Origin of the sequence: Colwellia sp. BRX10-4, from assembly GCF_014077465.1 — a bacterium.
GTDB lineage: Bacteria > Pseudomonadota > Gammaproteobacteria > Enterobacterales > Alteromonadaceae > Colwellia_A.
In genome coordinates this window covers 1-19247 of record NZ_JACGVZ010000024.1, presented here as the reverse complement: position 1 = coordinate 19247, position 19247 = coordinate 1, and the positions used below count along the sequence as shown (strand labels likewise).

The following is a 19247-nucleotide window of genomic DNA, read 5'->3' as shown; positions in this document are numbered from 1 at the left end:
CCTATGATTTTAAGTTTACTTTATTTCTTATAAATCATTATATCTTGAATAGTCGTGTTATTACACGAGATGTTGTCTAAACAAAAAGCCGCCAAGATAAAGAAATGCAAAGATTGTGTAAAGGTCAGAACTAATCAGCAGCACTTGACTCTATTGCCATTGAAGCTGCCAAAATTTCATTGGCAATATTTAAACGGCTAATAAAGCGCAGACAACAATAAAGAGTTAGGTGAGTCAATGAATACTAAAAAGTACATACTTTGCATTAAAAGAATAAAGTTTTTAATGGTAATGACGATAATATTAAGTCTATCAGCTTGCGGTGGGTCTGATAGTGACTCTAATGCAGAAGGTTATGTGAAGCTCTACAACACCACGAAGAATTCTCCTGCGATCTATTTAACGATAGATGAAGATTTTTCGACAAGTGACGATGACATTGAGTTTACTTATAACGGTATCCCTTATGGCAGTGCATCGAACACAAACATTGTAGACAATGGTTCTTACTTCTATGAACTGGCGTGGCAAGATGGCGATAGCACAGACAGTAGCGACTTAACGGTCGTTTATACCAATAGTATCAAAATTAACAATGATGCGATTCAATTGATTGTCATCGGAGAAGATATTTTAGCGCCTTCAGTGACCACTTACGATATAGATATTATTGATGATGAAGATGATGATAGCTACGATCGCTTCAATTTTAGAGTGTTGAATATGCATGACGATAGCGAAGGTATCGATGTCTATTTATCTAAAGCCGATGAAACCTTCAATGAAGCTAACTTTATTGGTAGCTACAGTTATCAAGAATTATCGGTTAATCAAAAATTTGATCAAGATGATTATATTTTTTATATCACAACACCAGGAAGCACTGAAGTTTTGTTTCAATCGAATGATATAAGCTTTTCATACAGTAGCCAATATATCATCGCAATACGTGAAAATAATGGCGTGGGAAGCTCACCATATATCCTTGATAAAATGTCTAATTCACTCATAGAATCATTTATTGATTCTGACTCAGAAGCAAAAATTAATGCGTACAATGCGATTGGTAAGCATGATTTGCTACCTGATTATCAAGGTGAATTTTCCTTATATTTAAATGGTGTAGACGACTCTCCAGAAATTAAAGCCTTATCGTTAGGTGTGTTAAGTCAGCCTATTGAACTTGCTAAAGGAGACTACAGTGTCGATTTGGTTGTCGGTGATGGAAATGAACTATTGTTGAAAAACCATTTACTTTCTTTAGGGGAAAATAGCCATAAAACCGCTTTCTTTTATATTGATGAAGTGGCTGTTGATGACGATGGAGATGGAGATGGAGATGGTGATGTTGATGAAAACGGTGATGGTAATATTGATGAGATAAAGCTAAATGTGCATTCGTTAGTCGTTAGTAATAGTAGTAGAACAAGTATTTATGATCATGAAATTAAAATGGTTAATCTTGTCGACAGTACTGATTTTGGTACGTTTACTATTTATTTTGTCCGAAGTGATGAAACCATTGAGAGTGCTTTTTATAAAAAAGCCGTTAGCTTTGCCAACAGCGAACTCGTGTATTTAAAAAATAATACCTACCAAGTTTATGTGGTTGCTAAAGACAACAGCAGTGAGATTATCTTGAATGCTTTTGAACTCGTCCTAGATGAAGAATCGAAAGAGCAATTTATGGTTGTTGAAGTTGATGACACTGCTCCTACTGGTTATAAAGTGAGTTTGTTTGATCAAACAATATAATGTTGGTATCTGATAAAATTATAATCGCCGATGTAGAAATTTTTCCAGGTAGTCGAGAAGTTTATTACTGCAACCGTTTGGTTACAATGACCGGATTAGAATTTAATTTATTGTGGTTGCTGATGAGTGATTTTCCACAACTAGTGACCCGTGAAAGTATCGCTGAGCATATATTTAAGCGTAGTCTGGTCGAGTCTAATCGAAGTATTAATATGCATATTTCAACCATCAGAAAAAAGTTATTAGTGAATACTGATAAATCACAGATTAAAACTTTTCGTGGTGAAGGATACGTTTTTAACGAATAATGATAGGATATCATCTAAAAAGGCTTCATATAGAAGCCCTTTCTATCTGGTGTATTATTGATTGTGACTAAACGGGTGCGCCCGTCATGATACTTGTAGTACCTACTTTAGCCATTTCTGCTAAATCTTTATCAACAAAAAATAACGCATGACCGTCATGGCCAACCAAGTTAATTTTATCTAAAACACTTTTGAATAAGGTTTCTTCTTCGTGTTGCTCTGCGACATACCATTGCAAGAAGTTAAACGTTGAATAATCTTGGTTCGTAAATGCCTGATGCGCTAATGTATTGATACGTTCAGTAATATGGCATTCATGCTCGTATGTTTTTTCAAATATGTCAGCTAATGACTTAAATTCGTGTGGTGGTGACTCAACCGTACCGATAATAGGTAACGCGCCGGTTTCACTGACGTACGTGAATAAACGTGTCATGTGGTCCATTTCTTCTGCCGCATGTTTACGCATAAATGTTGCGGCACCCTCAAAGCCTTTCTCTTCACACCAAGCACTCATTTGTAAGTATAAGTTTGACGAGTAAAACTCTAAGTTTATTTGATTATTTAGTTGCTTGACCATTTCAGGTTTTAACATGATAGTGCCTCATTAATATATATAGTCTAATCTTGCCTGTTTTGTGTGTGTGTTACAAGCTAAAAAGCGTAAGTTACCGTAATAAAAATTATTTAAAATACATAAAAAACAATGAGATAACTAACGCAAATCATTATCATTATCATTAACTTATAGCGTTTTTAATATAGCTTCAGCTTTACTGACGTCAAATTCTTTAGGTTTCTCAACATGTAAATTAATAATGATGCCGTTTTCAATGACCATAGCATAACGTTGAGAGCGTAAGCCACCAAAGCTGGCTGTTTCCATAACTAAACCAAGTGCTTTCGTATAGCTACCGTCACCATCAGCAAGCATCATAATATTTTCAGCATTTTGTGCCTCGCCCCACGCATTCATTACAAAAGCATCATTTACCGATAAACAGATAATGGCATCGACTCCTTTAGCTTTTAATTCATCAGCTGATACAACATAACCGGGTAAATGAGCGGCTGAACACGTTGGGGTGAATGCACCGGGAACGGCAAATAACACCACTTTTTTGTTGGCAAAAAGCTCATCGGTATTATGGGTAATCATATTGCCGTCTTTTAACTGTGACAATTCGCCTGAAGGCATGGATTTATTTTCTTCAATCATAAAAATTCTTCTTATTTTAAGGGTTAACTCGGTGGATGGTTTAGTGGAAGCGTTATCGCTTTACATAAAAAATTTTTATCGTGTGCGGAACGCGCGCAGTCTTTGCAGATAAAACGTGGTTTATCAACAATATGCGCAAGCTCATGAAGACTTTTTTCTATGTCTTTTTTTTTCCATTTACAAAGTGCTTTTGCCATAAAAGCCTCAAAAAATCTCATTACTACGCTTATTTTAGAAGATAGAACGCAGAGATGCATCTATTTATCGATAAATATAACTAAAATAACTTTTAACGTTAGGCTCTTTTATCGAGTGTTAAACCAATATCATTGACATGGCTATTCACATCAATAGAAATGATATTAGCAAGCTCTTGAGAGTTACTCACTTCTTTATCAACATTACTCATTGCGCGTTCAAACGCAATAAAGTGCTGGCGTTGCAATGTTATTTGCGTAAGGGAGTCTTGTGCGACGGTGGCTGATAATTTCGCTTGGCCAGTAACTTCTAAAGCCGTTTCTTGTAATTGGTCGGCAATTGTTTTTTGGTTGTATGACGCTTTTTCAATATCAATAATTGTTTTTTCAATTGAGTTACTTGCACTTTGTAGCTGATCTAAACGTTGAGATATTTGTTTAAGCGAATCTTGAGTTTTACCAGCAAGTTGTCTCACTTCATCAGCAACAACCGAGAAGCCTCTGCCGTGTTCACCTGCTCTTGCTGCTTCAATCGCTGCATTTAACGCCAATAAATTAGTTTGATCCGCAATTGCGCCAATAACATCAACGATAGAAGTTACACTGTCAACAGATTGAAAAAGTGAGGTTATCGCAGTTTTACTTTGTTGTGCAGCCATACTGGTTGAATCGCTTGCAGCGAGCACTTGTGCAACTCGGCTTTGACTTGTTTCCATTGCCTGTTGAGTCGCTTGTGCGTTATTTACTACCTGCTCGGACAACGTATTTACCGTTTCAGTCGCTTGGCCTAATGCATTCATAATTTCGCGAGCACCTTGTACATGCGTGCTGGTACTCTTTGATGATTGATAAATGTTTTTAACTTGGCTCTCCATGGTTGTTAATGCTTTAGCCACTAAATCAAGTTGTTGTGCTTTCGCTTTATCATCTTGTGCAAGTTTATTCACCATTTTATTGAAGCTCGAAGATATTTCGCCCAATTCAGTTTTTGCTGGAATATCCGTAATGTTATCGACCTTTCCTTGCTCAACGAGTTGAACAAAACCGTTTCTTAACTTACGTAATGGATTCAAAATCACGCTGCGTTGCAACCAGTAATTGGCAACTAAGAAACAGATTAAAAAGGATAGCAAACCAATAACTATTCGATAAAGTTGCTGGTTCAACACTTGTTGTTTTTTTAATATTTCTGTTTCGGCGATAAGAATAATACCTTCCAACGCGGTAACATTTTGCTTGAGCAATGCTAAGCCAGCGGTGCGCTGATTCTGTGAATTTAGGGTGTTTTCAAACTCACTTTGATAACGATTAATGAGTGAATTGAGTTCATCAATCGCTTCTTCGCTAATGTCTTCTTTATCATCGTCATTGGAAAAAAAGTCATCTTCATCACTATCATTGTCGCTTTCAAGGAAAATAGCTAATAAAGGATAATTTGTTAATTGTTGATGCAGTTGTGCTAATTCTTGTAACGCATTTTTAAAGCCAGTATCGCTAATGTTTTGGCTAAGGAACGACTTTTCACGCGTGTTGATTAAATGGTTTAATGCGCGTGCAATATTGCCCATCGTTACTAAATAATTTATGCGTTGCTGTTCGTCTAGTGCCTCACTCTCAGAGGCATATTTTATCAGCGAGTGAGTAATGGCAACCATGTTCTGTTCACTGTTACGAAGCAAAGCGAGTGGGTTACCACTTAACTTACCCATAGCACGATATTTTGTTTCAATATTTTTATTAAGTTTGCCCGCTTCTTCAGTAATGTTATGGCTTAAGTTACCAATATCTAAGCTCGTTGAGCGTGTAATTATTTCGTTGAGTTGCTCTTGGGCGGTATTAAGCAGGCTGGCATCACCGTTTTGTAGATAGGTTGCAATGGTGCGATAAAACTTCACGGTGGTTAACGTTTTCAATGCATGATATTCAGCGTACTGGCTTCTACTTGATGTAAGAGAAGTGCCAACATGATACATGGTTGCAACGAATATGACAGCAAAAATACTGATGGCAATAACAGACAATCGTGAAAAACTTGATACTCGCATAGTCAATCCTTGAAGGGTATTCACAGATAAATTAATGCTGATTCTTACTGATCTTTGTTACGGTTTTATGACAAGATTTTACTGAGCAAGTATGAAGTATGAAGTATGTTGTGGTTAAATCTGATTAATTTTAACTCTAGAGGCTAAAATATATCGCAAGCCCCGTGAAAGTTTTTTCATGGGCTTGCGCAAATACAGCACAGTCCATTAATTGATGTTAACGACTGTTTAAACTCGGGATACTAGGTTAATTGTTTTTAGGAATAGCCTGATTCACATAAACATCAAAACGATTCTTCTTCATTTTTATACTAGTTGAAGGCGTTTTGTTATTTAAGGGTGGCGCATAACTTGGGCGCTTAACCACAACGCGATATTTAGCTAACTTCAATGCTGGTTCAAGTAAATCATCTGCATCTAAGTCTTCACCGACGAGTGATTGGAATACGCGCATTTCTTTTTTCACTGCGGCCGACTTTTCACGATGTGGATACATAGGGTCGAGATAAATAACATCAGGTTGCTGAGTGAATGACACCTCTTCAATCGTTGCCGCATGAACGAGTGACATACGACTGGCAATATCACTGACCTCACTGTTCAATTTAGCGCGTTCTAAGCCATTTTCTAGCAGTGCTGCGACAATAGGCATACGTTCTTTCATGGTTACTGTACAACCTAAGGTAGCCAATACAAAAGAGTCTCGTCCTAAGCCTGCGGTAGCATCAAGTACATGTGGGGTAAAACCATGTTTTAGCCCAATCGCTTTAGCAATGTCTTGGCCACGCCCTCCACCAAATTTTCGTCGATGGGCAACTGCGCCATCAACAAAGTCTACTTTAATACCACCGAGTTTAGGCTCATCAAGTTTGATCAGTTCTAATTCTTGAAAGTTGACTTGTAATAAAAAAAGTAAGCTTGGATGCTTAGTAACTGAAGCGCTGTCACCGATATAGGCTAATTGCCATTTTTTAGCAATTTTTTTAGCTAAATCAACATCGGTTTTATCAAGGTACCCAACGGCTATTTTAGATATATCCATTAATCAAACTCTATTTGAACATTGTTATCACCGGTTGCATAGGCAACTAAGCGGCTGAGTTGACTCAGTGATAAGTCACTTTCACTTTGCCATTGATTAAAGGCATTTTGAATGGCGATTAAGCTTTTTCTACTTTGCAGTCCGCCGTCAATAATTTTATTCGCACGAAAATAAGCTTCAATGTCACGGGTTAATAAAAAAGTATCTTTACCAATAGCACGTAAAGCATAAGGTCCTGTATTACCGCCTAAACGTTGACCTTTTTTCTTTAAGTAATCCCATAAACCTATCATGTTATTGCTTGGCCATGCCGCAATAAATTTAGCAAAACTATCGTGCTGGCTATTATCGCTATGTATTTCATCAAACATCATATGGGCATTAGCTTGAATAGTTTTTACTTTATTAAAATTACGAATAATTCGAGCATCAGCCGCTTTACGTTCTTGCATTTCTTCGGGCATCATCAGTATTTTTGTCAGATCAAAATTAAAAAACATTTCTTCAAAGTTTGGCCATTTATTTTCTACCACTCGCCAAACAAAACCACTTTGAAAAATTTTTTTAGTAAAGGCTGATAAAATTCTATCGTCACCTAGTTTAGCGACTAAATTATCTTGTTGAGTATCACCTAGTAATAGGTTTAGCACAGCAGTTCCGCCCTTACGTTCTGCGGCGCGTCGGTATAGAGAGTCGAATTTTTCTAAAGACATAAATATTCTATTTAAGTTGCAATTACTTTTACGAGAGAAAATATTAACACAGTGCAAGTAAAAGGTGGGAAGCAAGTTACCGTTAATCCCCGATAGAGGGTACTTTATTTTTCATATTAGAGAAATAATAGGGGAGAGTATAAAATACTCCTTGAAGATCTAATTGAGAATGATTATCATTAAGTTTTTATTGGTAGTTAATCATCAAAAATATCAATTAATTCAGTTTAAACTTATTGACACAGGAAAGGGGGAACTATGAGGCAATGGCAACGTTTATTGAGTGACGGTAATGCATTTTTTGATAATAAAAAATGGGTACAAGCGGAATATTGTTATAAAGAAGCCGCTTCATATCTTGATAATTTATGGTCAGTGGATACCATGAATATTGAATTATTAATGGCATGGATAGGGACTTGTCATAATTTAGCGGTACTCTATGAAACAAAGGGTAACCCCCAAGTTTCGTTAGAATATCTGCTAATTCCACATCATCGTATGTTAGCACTAAGTCAAAATAGCCAACAATGCGATGACATACAACTTATTGCATTAAAAGCATTACAATTGACTTTTATGCCCGTACTCTTGTTTTCACGAAAATATTCAATTTGTAAAAAATGTCAAAAAGGATTGAAAGAATTTAAAGCGCAACTTGATGAAAACCAAGGGACTGTTCATTAACGGAATGTCTGCTATAAAATAGATAAATGAGGGTGCACTATGCTATATCACTTAATTAAGAAACTCGATAATAAAGTCAATTTCGCCACTGTGGTGGCGCATTGTGGTATTGCTTCTAAAAGTTATAAGCCACTGTTAGTCGTAGTCGAAACAACCTTTGTGGCTCAATGTACTTATTCGCGAAATCTAATGCGCCCTACACTAAACACATGACGTTTTTAGGCTTTAAAATTTGGAAAGTCACTGGACATAGTATGTTTCCGCGCATCCCTGAATATAGTTATGTGCTGGTGTGTCACTGGTGGAAGTACCTACAGATAAAACCAGAACAAATAATATTAGTTCATCACCGTCAATACGGGGTCATCATAAAAACAGTAGCATTAATTGATGGCAATGGCTTTATTTGGTGTAAAGGTGAAAACTTATCGAGTATTGCTGTTGAACAATTTGGTCCGGTGAGCCGAAGCCAAATTATAGGGCGGGTACTGAGTGTATTTAAAAAGTGAGTTCTCTTTAAATACACTCAGTGTTTTACGTTAACTGACCGCGTTATTTATCCTTCAATACCACAGTGACGAAGTAAAGCATCGATCTTAGGCTCTCGACCACGGAAAGCTTTAAATAATACACTCGGCTCCTCAGAACCACCTTTTTCTAATATATTAGTAAGAAAGTCTTTACCTACTTGTGCATTAAAAATCCCTTCTTCTTCAAAACGGCTAAAGGCGTCAGCTGATAATACTTCTGCCCATTTGTAACTGTAGTAACCAGCCGAATAACCGCCACCAAAAATATGACCAAAGCCATGTTGAAAGCGATTAAAGTCGGCGGCTTTCAATACTGAATATTCTACACGTACTTGATTTAATGTTTGCTGAATATACCCAGAGTTATCTTGTGCAGGTTGGTAATCTTTATGCATTTTAAAATCAAAAATACTGAATTCTAATTGACGTAACATTTGCATCGCAGATTGGTAATTCTTTGCCGCTAACATTTTATCAAGCATAGCTTGCGGCAGTGGTTCACCCGTTTGGTAGTGTCCTGAGATAAAGGCTAATGCCTCTGGCTGCCAGCACCAATTTTCTAAAAATTGGCTAGGTAACTCTACTGCATCCCATGGCACACCGTCGATACCTGAAACGCCACTGGTGTTAATTTGTGTCAGCATATGGTGAATGCCATGGCCAAATTCGTGAAATAAAGTAACCACTTCGTCATGGGTAAATAGCGCAGGCTTATCACCAATAGGCTTATTAAAATTACAGGTTAGGTAGGCAACTGGGTATTGAATATCACCATTGGCTAATTCACGACGACTTTTACAATCGTCCATCCATGCGCCACCACGTTTGTGGGCGCGGGCGTATAAATCTAAATAAAAGCGGCCACGCAAATTATTATTGCGATCGTATACTTGATAAAACTTCACATCTTTGTGCCAAGTGTCGATGTTAGCTACTTGGTTAATTTTCATACCAAATAAACGATGAACAACTTCAAATAAGCCAGCTACAACTTTTTCTTCTGGAAAATAAGGGCGACATTCTTCGTCTGAAATAGCATAACGGCTTTGCTTTAATTTTTCACTATAGTAGGGCAGATCCCAAGCTTGTAAGTCTGTTTGGTTAAATTCTTTTTCAGTGAAAGATTTAACTTCATCTAAGTCTTGTTGACCTTGAACCTTCGATTTTACCGCTAGGTTTTCTAGAAAGTCTAAAACCTCAGTGGTTGATGATGCCATTTTGGTAGCAATTGATTTCTCAGCAAAATTATTAAAGCCCAATAGCTGTGCTAATTCATGACGAAGTAGTAATAGTTCGTTCATGATGTCGCTGTTATCGAATTTCCCGGCATTGGGACCTTGGTCTGAAGCGCGAGTAACAAAGCCACGATAGAGCTGTTCACGTAATATAGCATTGCTGCAGTAAGTCATTACGGGTAAATAACTAGGGATGTCTAAGGTAAATAGCCAGCCTTGTTTTTCTTGTTCTTTTGCTAGTTCTGCTGCGGCTTCTATAGCGCTGTCAGGTAAGCCAGTAAGTTCACTTTTATCGGTAATATTAACGCTATAAGCGTGCGTAGCATCGAGTACATTATTGCCAAATGTTGAGCTTAACTCCGATAAACGAGTAACAATTTCACCGTATCGTTTTTTGTCATTATCGTTTAAAGCGATGCCCGACAATTTAAAGTCACGTAAGGCATTCTCAATGACTTTCTTTTGAGGAATACTTAATTGTGAATATTCATCACTGTTGGCAAATTGTTGGTAGGCTTGATATAACCCTTGATGCTGGCCCACAAAAGTACTGTATTCAGACAACAGTGGTAAGCATGATTCGTATGCATCACGTAATTCGTCACTATTAACCACTGAATTCATATGTGATACCGGCGACCATAGCTTACTTAACGTATCGTCAGCTTCATCAGTAGGCATGATTAAATTAGCCCAGGTAAATGTTTTTGCTTCAAGCACTGCTGCAATCACTTTTTTGCATTCTGCTATCGCATGCTCAACAGCAGGCTTGATATGTTCAGGCTTGATTTGAGAAAACTGGGGTAAATCTGAAACTGTTAATAATGGATTGCTCATAATGCGGTATTCTTTATTAAATGATGATGTAGATGTAAGACCTTAATGGGAGAGATTCAAGGTGTAGCGCTTTTTGTTTTCAATCTATTTTACTTAAAATTGACCACCTTAAAAAAATAAATGCTACTGTCTATGTTAATAGGGTGTTTGTTATTGTTAATTATGCTCTTTATTTACCCTTTTAGTTCGGATAAATATTTATTTTAATTGTATTTTACTTATACTAAAAATGTATTATTCGTCTTCGTCATGAGTTTCTCGAGGTGTTATGTTTCGTTTTTTTGCTGTGAATTCCTTATGTTCACTTTTTTTACTGTACGCTATGCTTTTTACAGATACAGCACAAGCAGAGGTGAACAATTTATATTTAGAAAACTTGTCAGTTGAACATGGATTGTCTCAAGGCTCGGTTAAAGCTATTTTTCAAGATGATGAAGGTTTTATTTGGGTAGGCACTGAAAGTGGTTTGAATATGTATGACGGTTATAGCTTTCGAACTTTACCTGGGCCAGGTAATGATTTTGATAATTACGAAACGTACCGGATTATTCAAGATAAGGACAAACTACTTTGGCTGAACATTGTTGATAAAGGACTGTATACTTATAATAAAAAAACAGATGTTTATCAACAAATTCTAGAAACAGATCCGATAAATAAAGATTATCTTATAGCTGATATGGTTGAGGGTAACAATAATGACTTTTTTATTGCTAGTGCAAAAACTATCATCGTGTATAACAAAATATCTCAAAAAAGTACGCGTCTACTAGATTTATCAGATGAGCTTGCTGCGATTAATAATATTTTCGAAATATTGTTACACCAAAATATCTTATATATTACTACACGTGTTGGTGTTTTTGCGCTGAATATCGAGACTAAAGTATGGAAGAAATTACCTGCCGTTACGTCGACTGAAATTAGTTCAGACAGCTTTAGTGCTGTTGGTGCAAATAAAGTGTACGACCTTAATATAAGTGCAAGCAATGATCTTTATTTAGCGACAGAACATGGTGTTTATAGCTTATCTATTAATAAAATGAATGATTATTTAGTAGGCGATTTTCAATTACCTGCTTATAAAGTGATCACTGATGCCGTGTCAAGTTGGCAGCTTTATGCTGATGGCGATAATTTATACCAAGGCAGTCACTTAGGGTTGTCAGTCATTAATACCACCACCGACACCACCGAATTTCTTTTCTCATTTAATGAATTTTTTGACCATATTAAAAGCAATGATGTTATTTCTATTTTGAAAGACAAAAGAGGTTCATTTTGGTTAGGTTCTAGGGCAACAGGTCTGTATAAATGGGATCCTAAGCGGAGCTTAATCAGTAATTATGGTTACAAAAAAGACAATGCAAACAGTTTGACAGATAATGTTGTTTGGTTTATTACCGCACTACGTAGCGATCCTGAACAGCTATGGGTGGGTACAAGAAATGGGCTTAATTTACTTAATACGCGTGATAAAAAAATATCACACTATTTAACAACTAATAACCCCAAAAGCACTTTTAATATTAGCCGTGTAGATGGCATTTATGAAGATTTACAGCAACGTTTATGGCTTTCTACTGCAAAAGGTGTGGTTTTATTTGATATAGAAAGTAAAAAACTCATTGATATTCCGTATGATGATAAAGTGAAAGAACTCCTTGCGTTAAGGCAGTATTCTTTCTTTTATGATAAAGGTAATACGTTGTGGAGTATCACTGAAAAAGGTGTCAATCGTATTTCACTGACAACGGGGATTATTGACCCACTGGATGAGATGAGTGAAAAAATAGCAGAAGACAAAATTTTCAATATTCTAGGTTATTTACCTAATAGTGATAAAATGCTCTTTTCTACCAATAATTCACTATGGTTTTTTGACCTAAAAACTCGCACAAATACATTGATATATCAAAATCTTAATATCAAAGAAACCGAGTTTATATCTATAGAAAGCTTAGTCTCTGATAATAAAGGCATGCTTTGGTTTAGTTTTTCAGGCAAAGGGCTTGTTGGTTTAGACAGTAAAACGTACGAACAAAAATATTTTTATCACAAAGAGAATTCTATTGTCGGCAATCATATCTATGGTTTATTGGTAGACTCTGAAGGTGACCTTTGGTACGCCAGTCATAATGGCATTTACATGATAGATATTAAAACACACCATATTCGTAACTTCGGTATCAGTGATGGATTAATTGGCAGAGAGTTTAATGGTGGCGCTTTCTCTGAAATGGCTAATCAAAATTTTGCTTACGGTGCGATGAATGGCTTAAGTATTTTTAATCCCCTGAGCTTAAAGAAGAAAAATTATGAAGATCAGCTTAGTGTTCATGCTACTAATATTGATGTGTTATCACGTGATTTAGCTTTGCCTTTTGTGCTGAGTAATGGTGATACCGTTCAGTTAAATTATGATGATGTGGGTATTCGTATTGATTTCTCGCCATTAACTTACAACAGCACTAATAACATCCTGTTTGAATATAAGTTACAAGGTGCTGATGACATAAGTTATCCATTAACTGCTGAAAATCATATTACTTTTTCAAGCTTATCTTCAGGGGCGCATTCGCTGATAGTACGTATTCAATCAACTGAAACTAAAAAATATTCTGACGCCTTTGTTATTAACTTTATGGTGCAATATGCTCCATGGTCTTCGCCGCTAGCTTACTTAGTTTATGTTGTGCTCTTGTTAACTTTATTTATGCTCTGGCATGTAAAACGCCAACAAAATACGCGCTTATTACTTGCCGTACATGAAGAGGTAAAATATCGAGAGAATAGACTGCAACTGGCATTAACTGGTAGTAATAGTGAAGTGTGGGATTGGCAAAGCGATGATAACTTAATGTTTGCTAAACGGGCCTCTGAAGAATTAGGGTATAGCGACCTTCAACATTCTTATAGCTTTAATAAGCATTTATCGTTAATTCACAAAGATGAACGTGAATTGTTTCATTCTCAGTGGTTAAAATTTGTGGTTACAGCTGATATTAAGACCAGCTTTTCATGTAGCTATCGAATGAAAAAATTCAATGGTCAGTGGTTGTGGTTTAAAGATCTTGGAAAAATTGTGGCAACTGACATCAAAGGCAGACCAACCAGAATTACCGGCGCATATACGAATATTACCCAGTCGTTAGCCGACGCCGAACGTGCTCACTTTTATGGTGAAGCTTTTAAGAAAACTAAAGATTGGGTCTTAATTATTAGTGATAATTTTAGTCGGGTAATCGCGAATGAATCGTTACGGCACGCCTTTGCTTGGCGCGAGGAAGAATTTGCCTTTGATGCTAAATTATTTGGATTAACTAACGATCGCTTTAGTTTTTACCAGACGTTATTTTCTCATTTAAAGGCTGGTGATGATTGGCGAGGTGAAGAGCTCATCAAAACGAAAGCTGGCGAAGAGTATCATGTTATTTTAACTGTGAGCGCGAGCCTCAATGAATCAACGAATAGCATTTATTTTGTTTGTATTTTTACTGATATTTCCGCGCAAAAGCATGCAGAAAAAGAGCTTCGTTATTTAGCAAATTATGATTATTTAACGGATTTACCTAATCGTTCATTATTGCTCGACAGAATAAAGCATGCGATGGACTATTCTGCCCGCATGTCACAATCCATTGCTTTGTTTTTTATTGACCTAGACAGGTTTAAACAAGTTAATGATTCATTGGGTCATGACTGTGGAGATTTGCTCTTACAAGAAGTCACCAGGCGTTTAAAAGCAGTTCTGAGGGTTGATGATACCGTTGCTCGCATTGGCGGTGATGAATTCGTTGTTCTGCTAGAGTCTTTTCGCGGCCATGGTCAGCTGGGTCGAGTTGCACAGAAGGTGATTACTGCCGTTGGCGAGCCTGTGCTATTAAACGGTAATACGGTTAGTGTGGGCGCTAGTATTGGCATTGCTCTTTTTCCCGAAGATGCCAAAGATAGTGACGAATTGCTTCGTCACGCCGATGTCGCTATGTATCATTCTAAACAACTGGGTCGTAATACCTTTCAATTTTACACGCCACGTATGAACGTTGAAGCAAGTGAACGTTTATATGCAGAGTCTACACTTAAGCTCGCTTTTGAAAACAGTGAGTTTGTTAATTATTATCAGCCTATTGTTGACTCATACCAAGGTAAGGCCGTTGGCGCCGAATTATTATTACGTTGGCAAAGTGGCGACAAGTTAATTCTACCTGATAATTTTATTCCACTTTCTGAAGATCTGGGTTTGATTATATCTATGACTGAAGCGGCTATTTTACGTGGTGTGATAGATTTGAAAAAATGGCGAGCTATTCGTCCTAATATGTACTTATCGATTAATCTGTCTGTTCAGCACTTTCTTGAAGACAATTTAATTCCTTATTTGAAAAGTATTTTACAAACACATAATTTACCCGCTGAAGCGCTTAAGTTTGAAGTCACTGAAAGTATGCTTATTTCTGATCCAGATAAAGCTATTGCGACTATGACAGCGCTTGATAAATTAGGTGTGGTAATTGCCTTAGATGATTTTGGTACCGGTTACTCATCATTATCTTACTTAAAAAAATTGCCTTTGAAAATTTTAAAAATTGACCGGAGCTTTGTTTCAGGGATTGGTATTAACTCTGCTGATGAAGCGATTGTCGCGGCTACTTTAGTGTTGGCCAAAAATTTGAAAATGGTCTGCATTGCTGAAGGTGTAGAAAATGAAATACAGCTGAAATTTTTAGGTGAGAAACACTGTCACCTTATTCAAGGCTACCTTTATAGTAAGCCAGTTGAAGCTGCTAAAATTGAACAATTTTTGCATGATGACATTATCGCGATAAAAGTTAATAGGCCAGAATAGCTAATTGGCTTGAATAACGCTTGTTTAACCACATATATAACACATACACTTTTTCTAGGAATAAAAACATGACTCAACATTTTGACTTTCTTGCCATTGGCGCAGGAAGTGGCGGTATTGCTTCTGCAAATCGCGCAGCAAAGCTTGGTAAAAAAGCAGCAGTAATAGAAGCTAAGCAAATTGGCGGTACGTGTGTTAATGTGGGTTGTGTGCCGAAAAAAGCCATGTGGTATGCTGGGCAAATTGCCGATGCGTTACACTACTCTGCTGATTACGGTTTTAATGCGCCGTTACAAGGTTTTAATTGGAGCACGTTAGTTAAAAACAGGGAAGCTTATATAGAGCGAATTCATGCAGCCTATGCTCGTGGTTTTGCCAGCAACGGTGTTACTGTTATCGATGGCTTTGCTAAATTTATCAATAAAAACACTGTCGAAGTTAATGGCGAACAAATTACCGCTGACCATATTGTTATTGCTACCGGTGGTCGTCCTAGCATTCCAAGTATTGAAGGTGCAGAGTATGGTATTGATTCAGACGGTTTTTTTGCTTTAACAGAACAACCAAAAAGTGTTGCTGTTGTTGGTGCTGGTTATATTGCCGTAGAACTTGCTGGCGTATTTCATGCTTTAGGCACCACCTCACATTTATTAGTGCGTAAAGAAAAGCCACTACGTGGTTTTGACGATATGCTCAGTGACACGTTAGTCGAACAAATGGCAAAACATGGTCCAACACTGCATACCCATAGCACACCCAGTCATGTTGAAAAACATGATAATGGTCAACTGACCATCCATTTGGAAAATGGTAAGTCTGTTGGGCCTGTTGATTCTTTAATTTGGGCAATAGGGCGAGAGCCAGCAACAGATAAAATTAATCTAGAGTTGGCTGGTGTCGCAATCAACGAACAAGGTTTTATTTCAACAGACAAATACCAAAATACTAATGTTAAGGGTATCTATGCAGTGGGTGATAATACTGGTCGTGCACAATTAACACCAGTAGCTGTTGCCGCAGGTCGTCGCTTATGTGAGCGTTTATTTAATAATAAACCTGACGAGCATTTAGACTATTCAAATATTGCCACGGTTGTGTTTAGCCACCCAGTTATTGGTACGGTTGGTTTATCAGAAAAAGAAGCGCTTGACGAATACGGCGTAGAAGAGGTTAAGGTTTACAATTCACAGTTCACTGCTTTGTATCAGGCGATGACTGAAGATTATCGTGATCCCACGCGTATGAAACTTATTTGTGTTGGCAAAGAAGAAAAAATTGTTGGCATACACAGTATTGGGTTTGGTAGTGATGAATTGTTGCAAGGGTTTGCGGTTGCCATGAAAATGGGCGCAACTAAAGCCGACTTTGATAATACTATTGCGATACACCCAACGAGTGCAGAAGAGTTTGTTACCATGAATTAAGTGGCGTTAACCACGCCATATAAATAAGTGTTGGCGTCATCTTCTGGCAATTAATGATGACGCTCGACACAACTTTAACTAGAGGTAATTCATTTGTCACTTAAAGTGTAAAACGCTCTACTGAGCTTGTTAGAGAATGCGCTAAAGTGCTGACATCTTCACTTCTTTTGTGCATATTACTCGCTTCCATCGCATTCTTATTTGCGGCATCAGCCGTTTCATTCATTGTTTGTTCAATTTGCTCACTATAAACCAACTGCTCTTGTGCTGCAGTAGTAATGCTTTTGCTCATTGAGTCAATTGCTTTTAAGGTATCCTCAATTTGGTTAATGGCATGACTTAATTGCTGACTTTGAGCAACACATTCACTGGCTTGTGTTTGACCTTCTGAAATCGCCTTGACCGCAATAGACGTATCTTTTTGTAAATTATTAATCATTACTTGTATTTCAGCGGTAGACGCCTGAGTTCGAGAAGCTAATGATCTTACTTCATCAGCAACCACAGAAAAACCACGACCTTGCTCTCCGGCCCTTGCTGCTTCGATAGCCGCGTTTAAAGCCAGCAGGTTAGTCTGCTCAGCAATACCACCGATGGTATCTAAAATACTACCTATGTTGCGGCTATGTTGGCTAAGTAGTTCCATGACTCCCACTGATTCACCCAGTCGAGTTGATAGCTGCTTAATACGCTGACTGTTATCGTTAGCAATATTATTAATGTCTTGGCTGCGTTGCGATGCTTCAGTGACATGGGAAGCAGTAGTAACTGCTTCATCTTTTACCATACTTGAACTAGCAAACATTTGTTCAGCAAGCTGTTTGGCATTATCAATACGGGTAATTTGTTGACTGGCTGATTCTGATATAAACAAACTTTGTTGATTGGTTAACGCCGCAGATTTATCAAGCGAATGGGCGTCTTTATTAATGGCGTTAAGCAAATGAGTAAGATCATCAGATAACTTATTAATATTAGTAATAAGCCCACCGAACTCATCATCACTGCGTTTTTCCATGCGCTTTGACAAGTTACCACTAGCGATTAATGCCAAGGCTTTGTTTACTGCCCGTAACGGACCAATCATCGCTTTAGTTGTGACATAAGTAATAAAGCTCGCCATAACAATAAAGATTAACGCTAAAACGATGGCTAAAGTTTTTCCTCTTTCAATTTCCTCTTGGGCATTGCTTTGAAAATGAGCAAAACGTTTATTCGCCAATAATACTAATTCATCAAGCTTTGCATAGCTTAAATTATAAGATTGAGTTGCAGAAAGATAAGCCTCTTTTGCTTGATATTGTAGATCAATTGTTTGTTGTTGTAGTTGGTATAAACGACCTGGTTGTTGAATTGATTCTTGTATCAGTGTCAAGTTCTGCTTAAAGTCACTTAACAGTTCACTCGCATTAAGTGGTTCAGCTTGCTGGACTAAATAAGCAAAATTAGTTTCAATATTATTGATTAAAAAAATCATATCACCTTGATGTTTAGTCACTAAGTCTGTTGATTCTATTCGGTCAAGCCCTGACATAGAGTTTTTTAAGCTAAAAAGTGAGTCATCAATGCGCGTACCTGTACCAATAACTTCATCAAGTAACTTCTCTTGCCCCGTCGCTTCAATAATTTCTAAATCAAGCATATAGGTGCTTGCTTGATAACGCGCATTTTCAAAAGTTTTATAGTCACCCTGGAAGTCTCTTGTTGCTTGCTGATGCCCTATTTTAGCAAAGAACATTGCTTGAATATCAGTTGAATATTGTTGATATTGAACTTGTGCTTCTTCAAGAGCCGATTGCATTTTTGCTTGTTTAGTCACTTTCAGACGTAGTCGCTGGACAGTTGCTTGGTAATCTTTTTGTAGATGATTAAACTGCTCTAAACTTTCCTGTAACTTATTAGCATCAGATTGCGTATAAGCGACAGCCGCTTGCTTCATCATTTTCAACAATTGAACTTGTAAAGTGCCACTTTGTTTTTGCACAGGAACAGCTAATGTTTCAACATTATTATTGGCGTCAGAAATTTTACTTAATGAATAGTAAAAAAAGCTACTCGCCGTTAATAATAATAATCCAATCGTGCTAAAACCAAAGATGATTTTTTGTTTTATGGTGAGATTTAGCATTAATTAAGCCTTTTTTTACGTTGCTCATTCTTTAATTGTAATCCGATATTTACTTAATGTGATAAATATGAGCATTTATTATTATAATGTCTTGGATAAAAGTGTTTACCTAACAATTAATCCAAATTAAAGGGTGGCCTACTGACCTAAAAGAGATCCATATCTTAAGTTTAATTACAATATCACGGTAATCTTCTCTACTCAAAGATAGCTTAGTTAAAAAAACCATTACAAAATTACAAAATTACAAAATATTAAAATATTAAAATATTAAAATA

General features: G+C 37.0%; 14 protein-coding genes. 6 read left to right on the top strand and 8 right to left on the bottom strand.

All coding sequences use genetic code 11. The features are described from left to right. Positions 1-237: 237 nt before the first annotated feature. Positions 238-1755, top strand: coding sequence for a hypothetical protein (locus H4J67_RS16050; RefSeq protein ID WP_182204335.1), 1518 nt, complete (start codon positions 238-240; stop codon positions 1753-1755). Beyond that, complete coding sequence (locus tag H4J67_RS16045) at positions 1755-2063, top strand: winged helix-turn-helix domain-containing protein (protein WP_182204333.1); 309 nt, start codon at positions 1755-1757, stop codon at positions 2061-2063. The genes H4J67_RS16050 and H4J67_RS16045 overlap by 1 nt, the downstream gene beginning before the upstream one ends. A 67-nt stretch (positions 2064-2130) precedes the next feature. Here H4J67_RS16045 and ftnA read toward each other — a convergent pair whose 3' ends face one another. From ftnA to H4J67_RS16015, 6 genes are all read right to left on the bottom strand, one after another. Then, entirely contained in the window at positions 2131-2658 is a 528-nt protein-coding gene (gene ftnA / locus H4J67_RS16040) for a non-heme ferritin (RefSeq protein ID WP_182170550.1), read from the bottom strand. Between the two features lie 150 nt (positions 2659-2808). Beyond that, positions 2809-3282, bottom strand: a complete 474-nt coding sequence (locus H4J67_RS16035) for a peroxiredoxin (RefSeq protein WP_182170553.1) — start codon at positions 3280-3282, stop codon at positions 2809-2811. A gap of 23 nt (positions 3283-3305) precedes the next feature. Further along, entirely contained in the window at positions 3306-3500 is a 195-nt protein-coding gene (locus H4J67_RS16030; protein ID WP_182170581.1) for a hypothetical protein, read from the bottom strand. 77 nt (positions 3501-3577) lie between these two features. Beyond that, a complete protein-coding gene (locus tag H4J67_RS16025; protein WP_182170555.1) occupies positions 3578-5524 on the bottom strand; it encodes a methyl-accepting chemotaxis protein in 1947 nt (648 codons plus the stop codon). Between the two features lie 247 nt (positions 5525-5771). Continuing rightward, the gene (locus H4J67_RS16020; protein ID WP_182204331.1) at positions 5772-6566 is read right to left on the bottom strand and encodes a class I SAM-dependent methyltransferase; all 795 of its coding nucleotides are present in this window, start codon (positions 6564-6566) and stop codon (positions 5772-5774) included. Then, positions 6566-7279 (bottom strand): DNA-3-methyladenine glycosylase I, encoded by a 714-nt coding sequence (locus H4J67_RS16015; RefSeq protein ID WP_182170559.1) that lies wholly within the window; start codon positions 7277-7279, stop codon positions 6566-6568. The genes H4J67_RS16020 and H4J67_RS16015 overlap by 1 nt, the downstream gene beginning before the upstream one ends. 258 nt (positions 7280-7537) lie before the next feature. Between H4J67_RS16015 and H4J67_RS16010 the strand changes: the two genes are divergently transcribed. Continuing rightward, positions 7538-7966 (top strand): hypothetical protein, encoded by a 429-nt coding sequence (locus H4J67_RS16010; protein ID WP_182170561.1) that lies wholly within the window; start codon positions 7538-7540, stop codon positions 7964-7966. A 167-nt stretch (positions 7967-8133) separates the two neighbouring features. Continuing rightward, positions 8134-8475, top strand: coding sequence for a nickel-type superoxide dismutase maturation protease (gene sodX, locus H4J67_RS16005; protein ID WP_310740635.1), 342 nt, complete (start codon positions 8134-8136; stop codon positions 8473-8475). Between the two features lie 47 nt (positions 8476-8522). On the opposite strand, the gene prlC is transcribed toward sodX, so the two are convergent. Further along, complete coding sequence (gene prlC / locus H4J67_RS16000; protein ID WP_182170563.1) at positions 8523-10568, bottom strand: oligopeptidase A; 2046 nt, start codon at positions 10566-10568, stop codon at positions 8523-8525. 322 nt (positions 10569-10890) lie between these two features. Between prlC and H4J67_RS15995 the strand changes: the two genes are divergently transcribed. Both H4J67_RS15995 and gorA read left to right on the top strand, forming a co-directional pair. After that, a complete protein-coding gene (locus H4J67_RS15995) occupies positions 10891-15417 on the top strand; it encodes an EAL domain-containing protein (RefSeq protein ID WP_182204329.1) in 4527 nt (1508 codons plus the stop codon). A gap of 68 nt (positions 15418-15485) precedes the next feature. Next, positions 15486-16841, top strand: coding sequence for a glutathione-disulfide reductase (gene gorA, locus H4J67_RS15990; protein ID WP_182204327.1), 1356 nt, complete (start codon positions 15486-15488; stop codon positions 16839-16841). A gap of 100 nt (positions 16842-16941) precedes the next feature. Here gorA and H4J67_RS15985 read toward each other — a convergent pair whose 3' ends face one another. Continuing rightward, positions 16942-18969: a methyl-accepting chemotaxis protein gene (locus tag H4J67_RS15985; RefSeq protein ID WP_182170569.1), complete on the bottom strand. Its 2028-nt coding sequence runs from the start codon at positions 18967-18969 to the stop codon at positions 16942-16944. Positions 18970-19247 lie beyond the last annotated feature (278 nt).

What these genes read in the sequence shown, in the direction of transcription:
- H4J67_RS16045 (WP_182204333.1), top strand. Translation starts at nt 1,755, where the DNA reads ATGTTGGTATCTGATAAAATTATAATCGCCGATGTAGAAATTTTTCCA.
- H4J67_RS16020 (WP_182204331.1), bottom strand. Translation starts at nt 6,566, where the DNA reads ATGGATATATCTAAAATAGCCGTTGGGTACCTTGATAAAACCGATGTT.
- gorA (WP_182204327.1), top strand. Translation starts at nt 15,486, where the DNA reads ATGACTCAACATTTTGACTTTCTTGCCATTGGCGCAGGAAGTGGCGGT.
- H4J67_RS15995 (WP_182204329.1), top strand. Translation starts at nt 10,891, where the DNA reads ATGCTTTTTACAGATACAGCACAAGCAGAGGTGAACAATTTATATTTA.
- ftnA (WP_182170550.1), bottom strand. Translation starts at nt 2,658, where the DNA reads ATGTTAAAACCTGAAATGGTCAAGCAACTAAATAATCAAATAAACTTA.
- H4J67_RS16010 (WP_182170561.1), top strand. Translation starts at nt 7,538, where the DNA reads ATGAGGCAATGGCAACGTTTATTGAGTGACGGTAATGCATTTTTTGAT.
- H4J67_RS16030 (WP_182170581.1), bottom strand. Translation starts at nt 3,500, where the DNA reads ATGAGATTTTTTGAGGCTTTTATGGCAAAAGCACTTTGTAAATGGAAA.
- prlC (WP_182170563.1), bottom strand. Translation starts at nt 10,568, where the DNA reads ATGAGCAATCCATTATTAACAGTTTCAGATTTACCCCAGTTTTCTCAA.
- sodX (WP_310740635.1), top strand. Translation starts at nt 8,134, where the DNA reads ATGTACTTATTCGCGAAATCTAATGCGCCCTACACTAAACACATGACG.
- H4J67_RS16015 (WP_182170559.1), bottom strand. Translation starts at nt 7,279, where the DNA reads ATGTCTTTAGAAAAATTCGACTCTCTATACCGACGCGCCGCAGAACGT.
- H4J67_RS15985 (WP_182170569.1), bottom strand. Translation starts at nt 18,969, where the DNA reads ATGCTAAATCTCACCATAAAACAAAAAATCATCTTTGGTTTTAGCACG.
- H4J67_RS16025 (WP_182170555.1), bottom strand. Translation starts at nt 5,524, where the DNA reads ATGCGAGTATCAAGTTTTTCACGATTGTCTGTTATTGCCATCAGTATT.
- H4J67_RS16050 (WP_182204335.1), top strand. Translation starts at nt 238, where the DNA reads ATGAATACTAAAAAGTACATACTTTGCATTAAAAGAATAAAGTTTTTA.
- H4J67_RS16035 (WP_182170553.1), bottom strand. Translation starts at nt 3,282, where the DNA reads ATGATTGAAGAAAATAAATCCATGCCTTCAGGCGAATTGTCACAGTTA.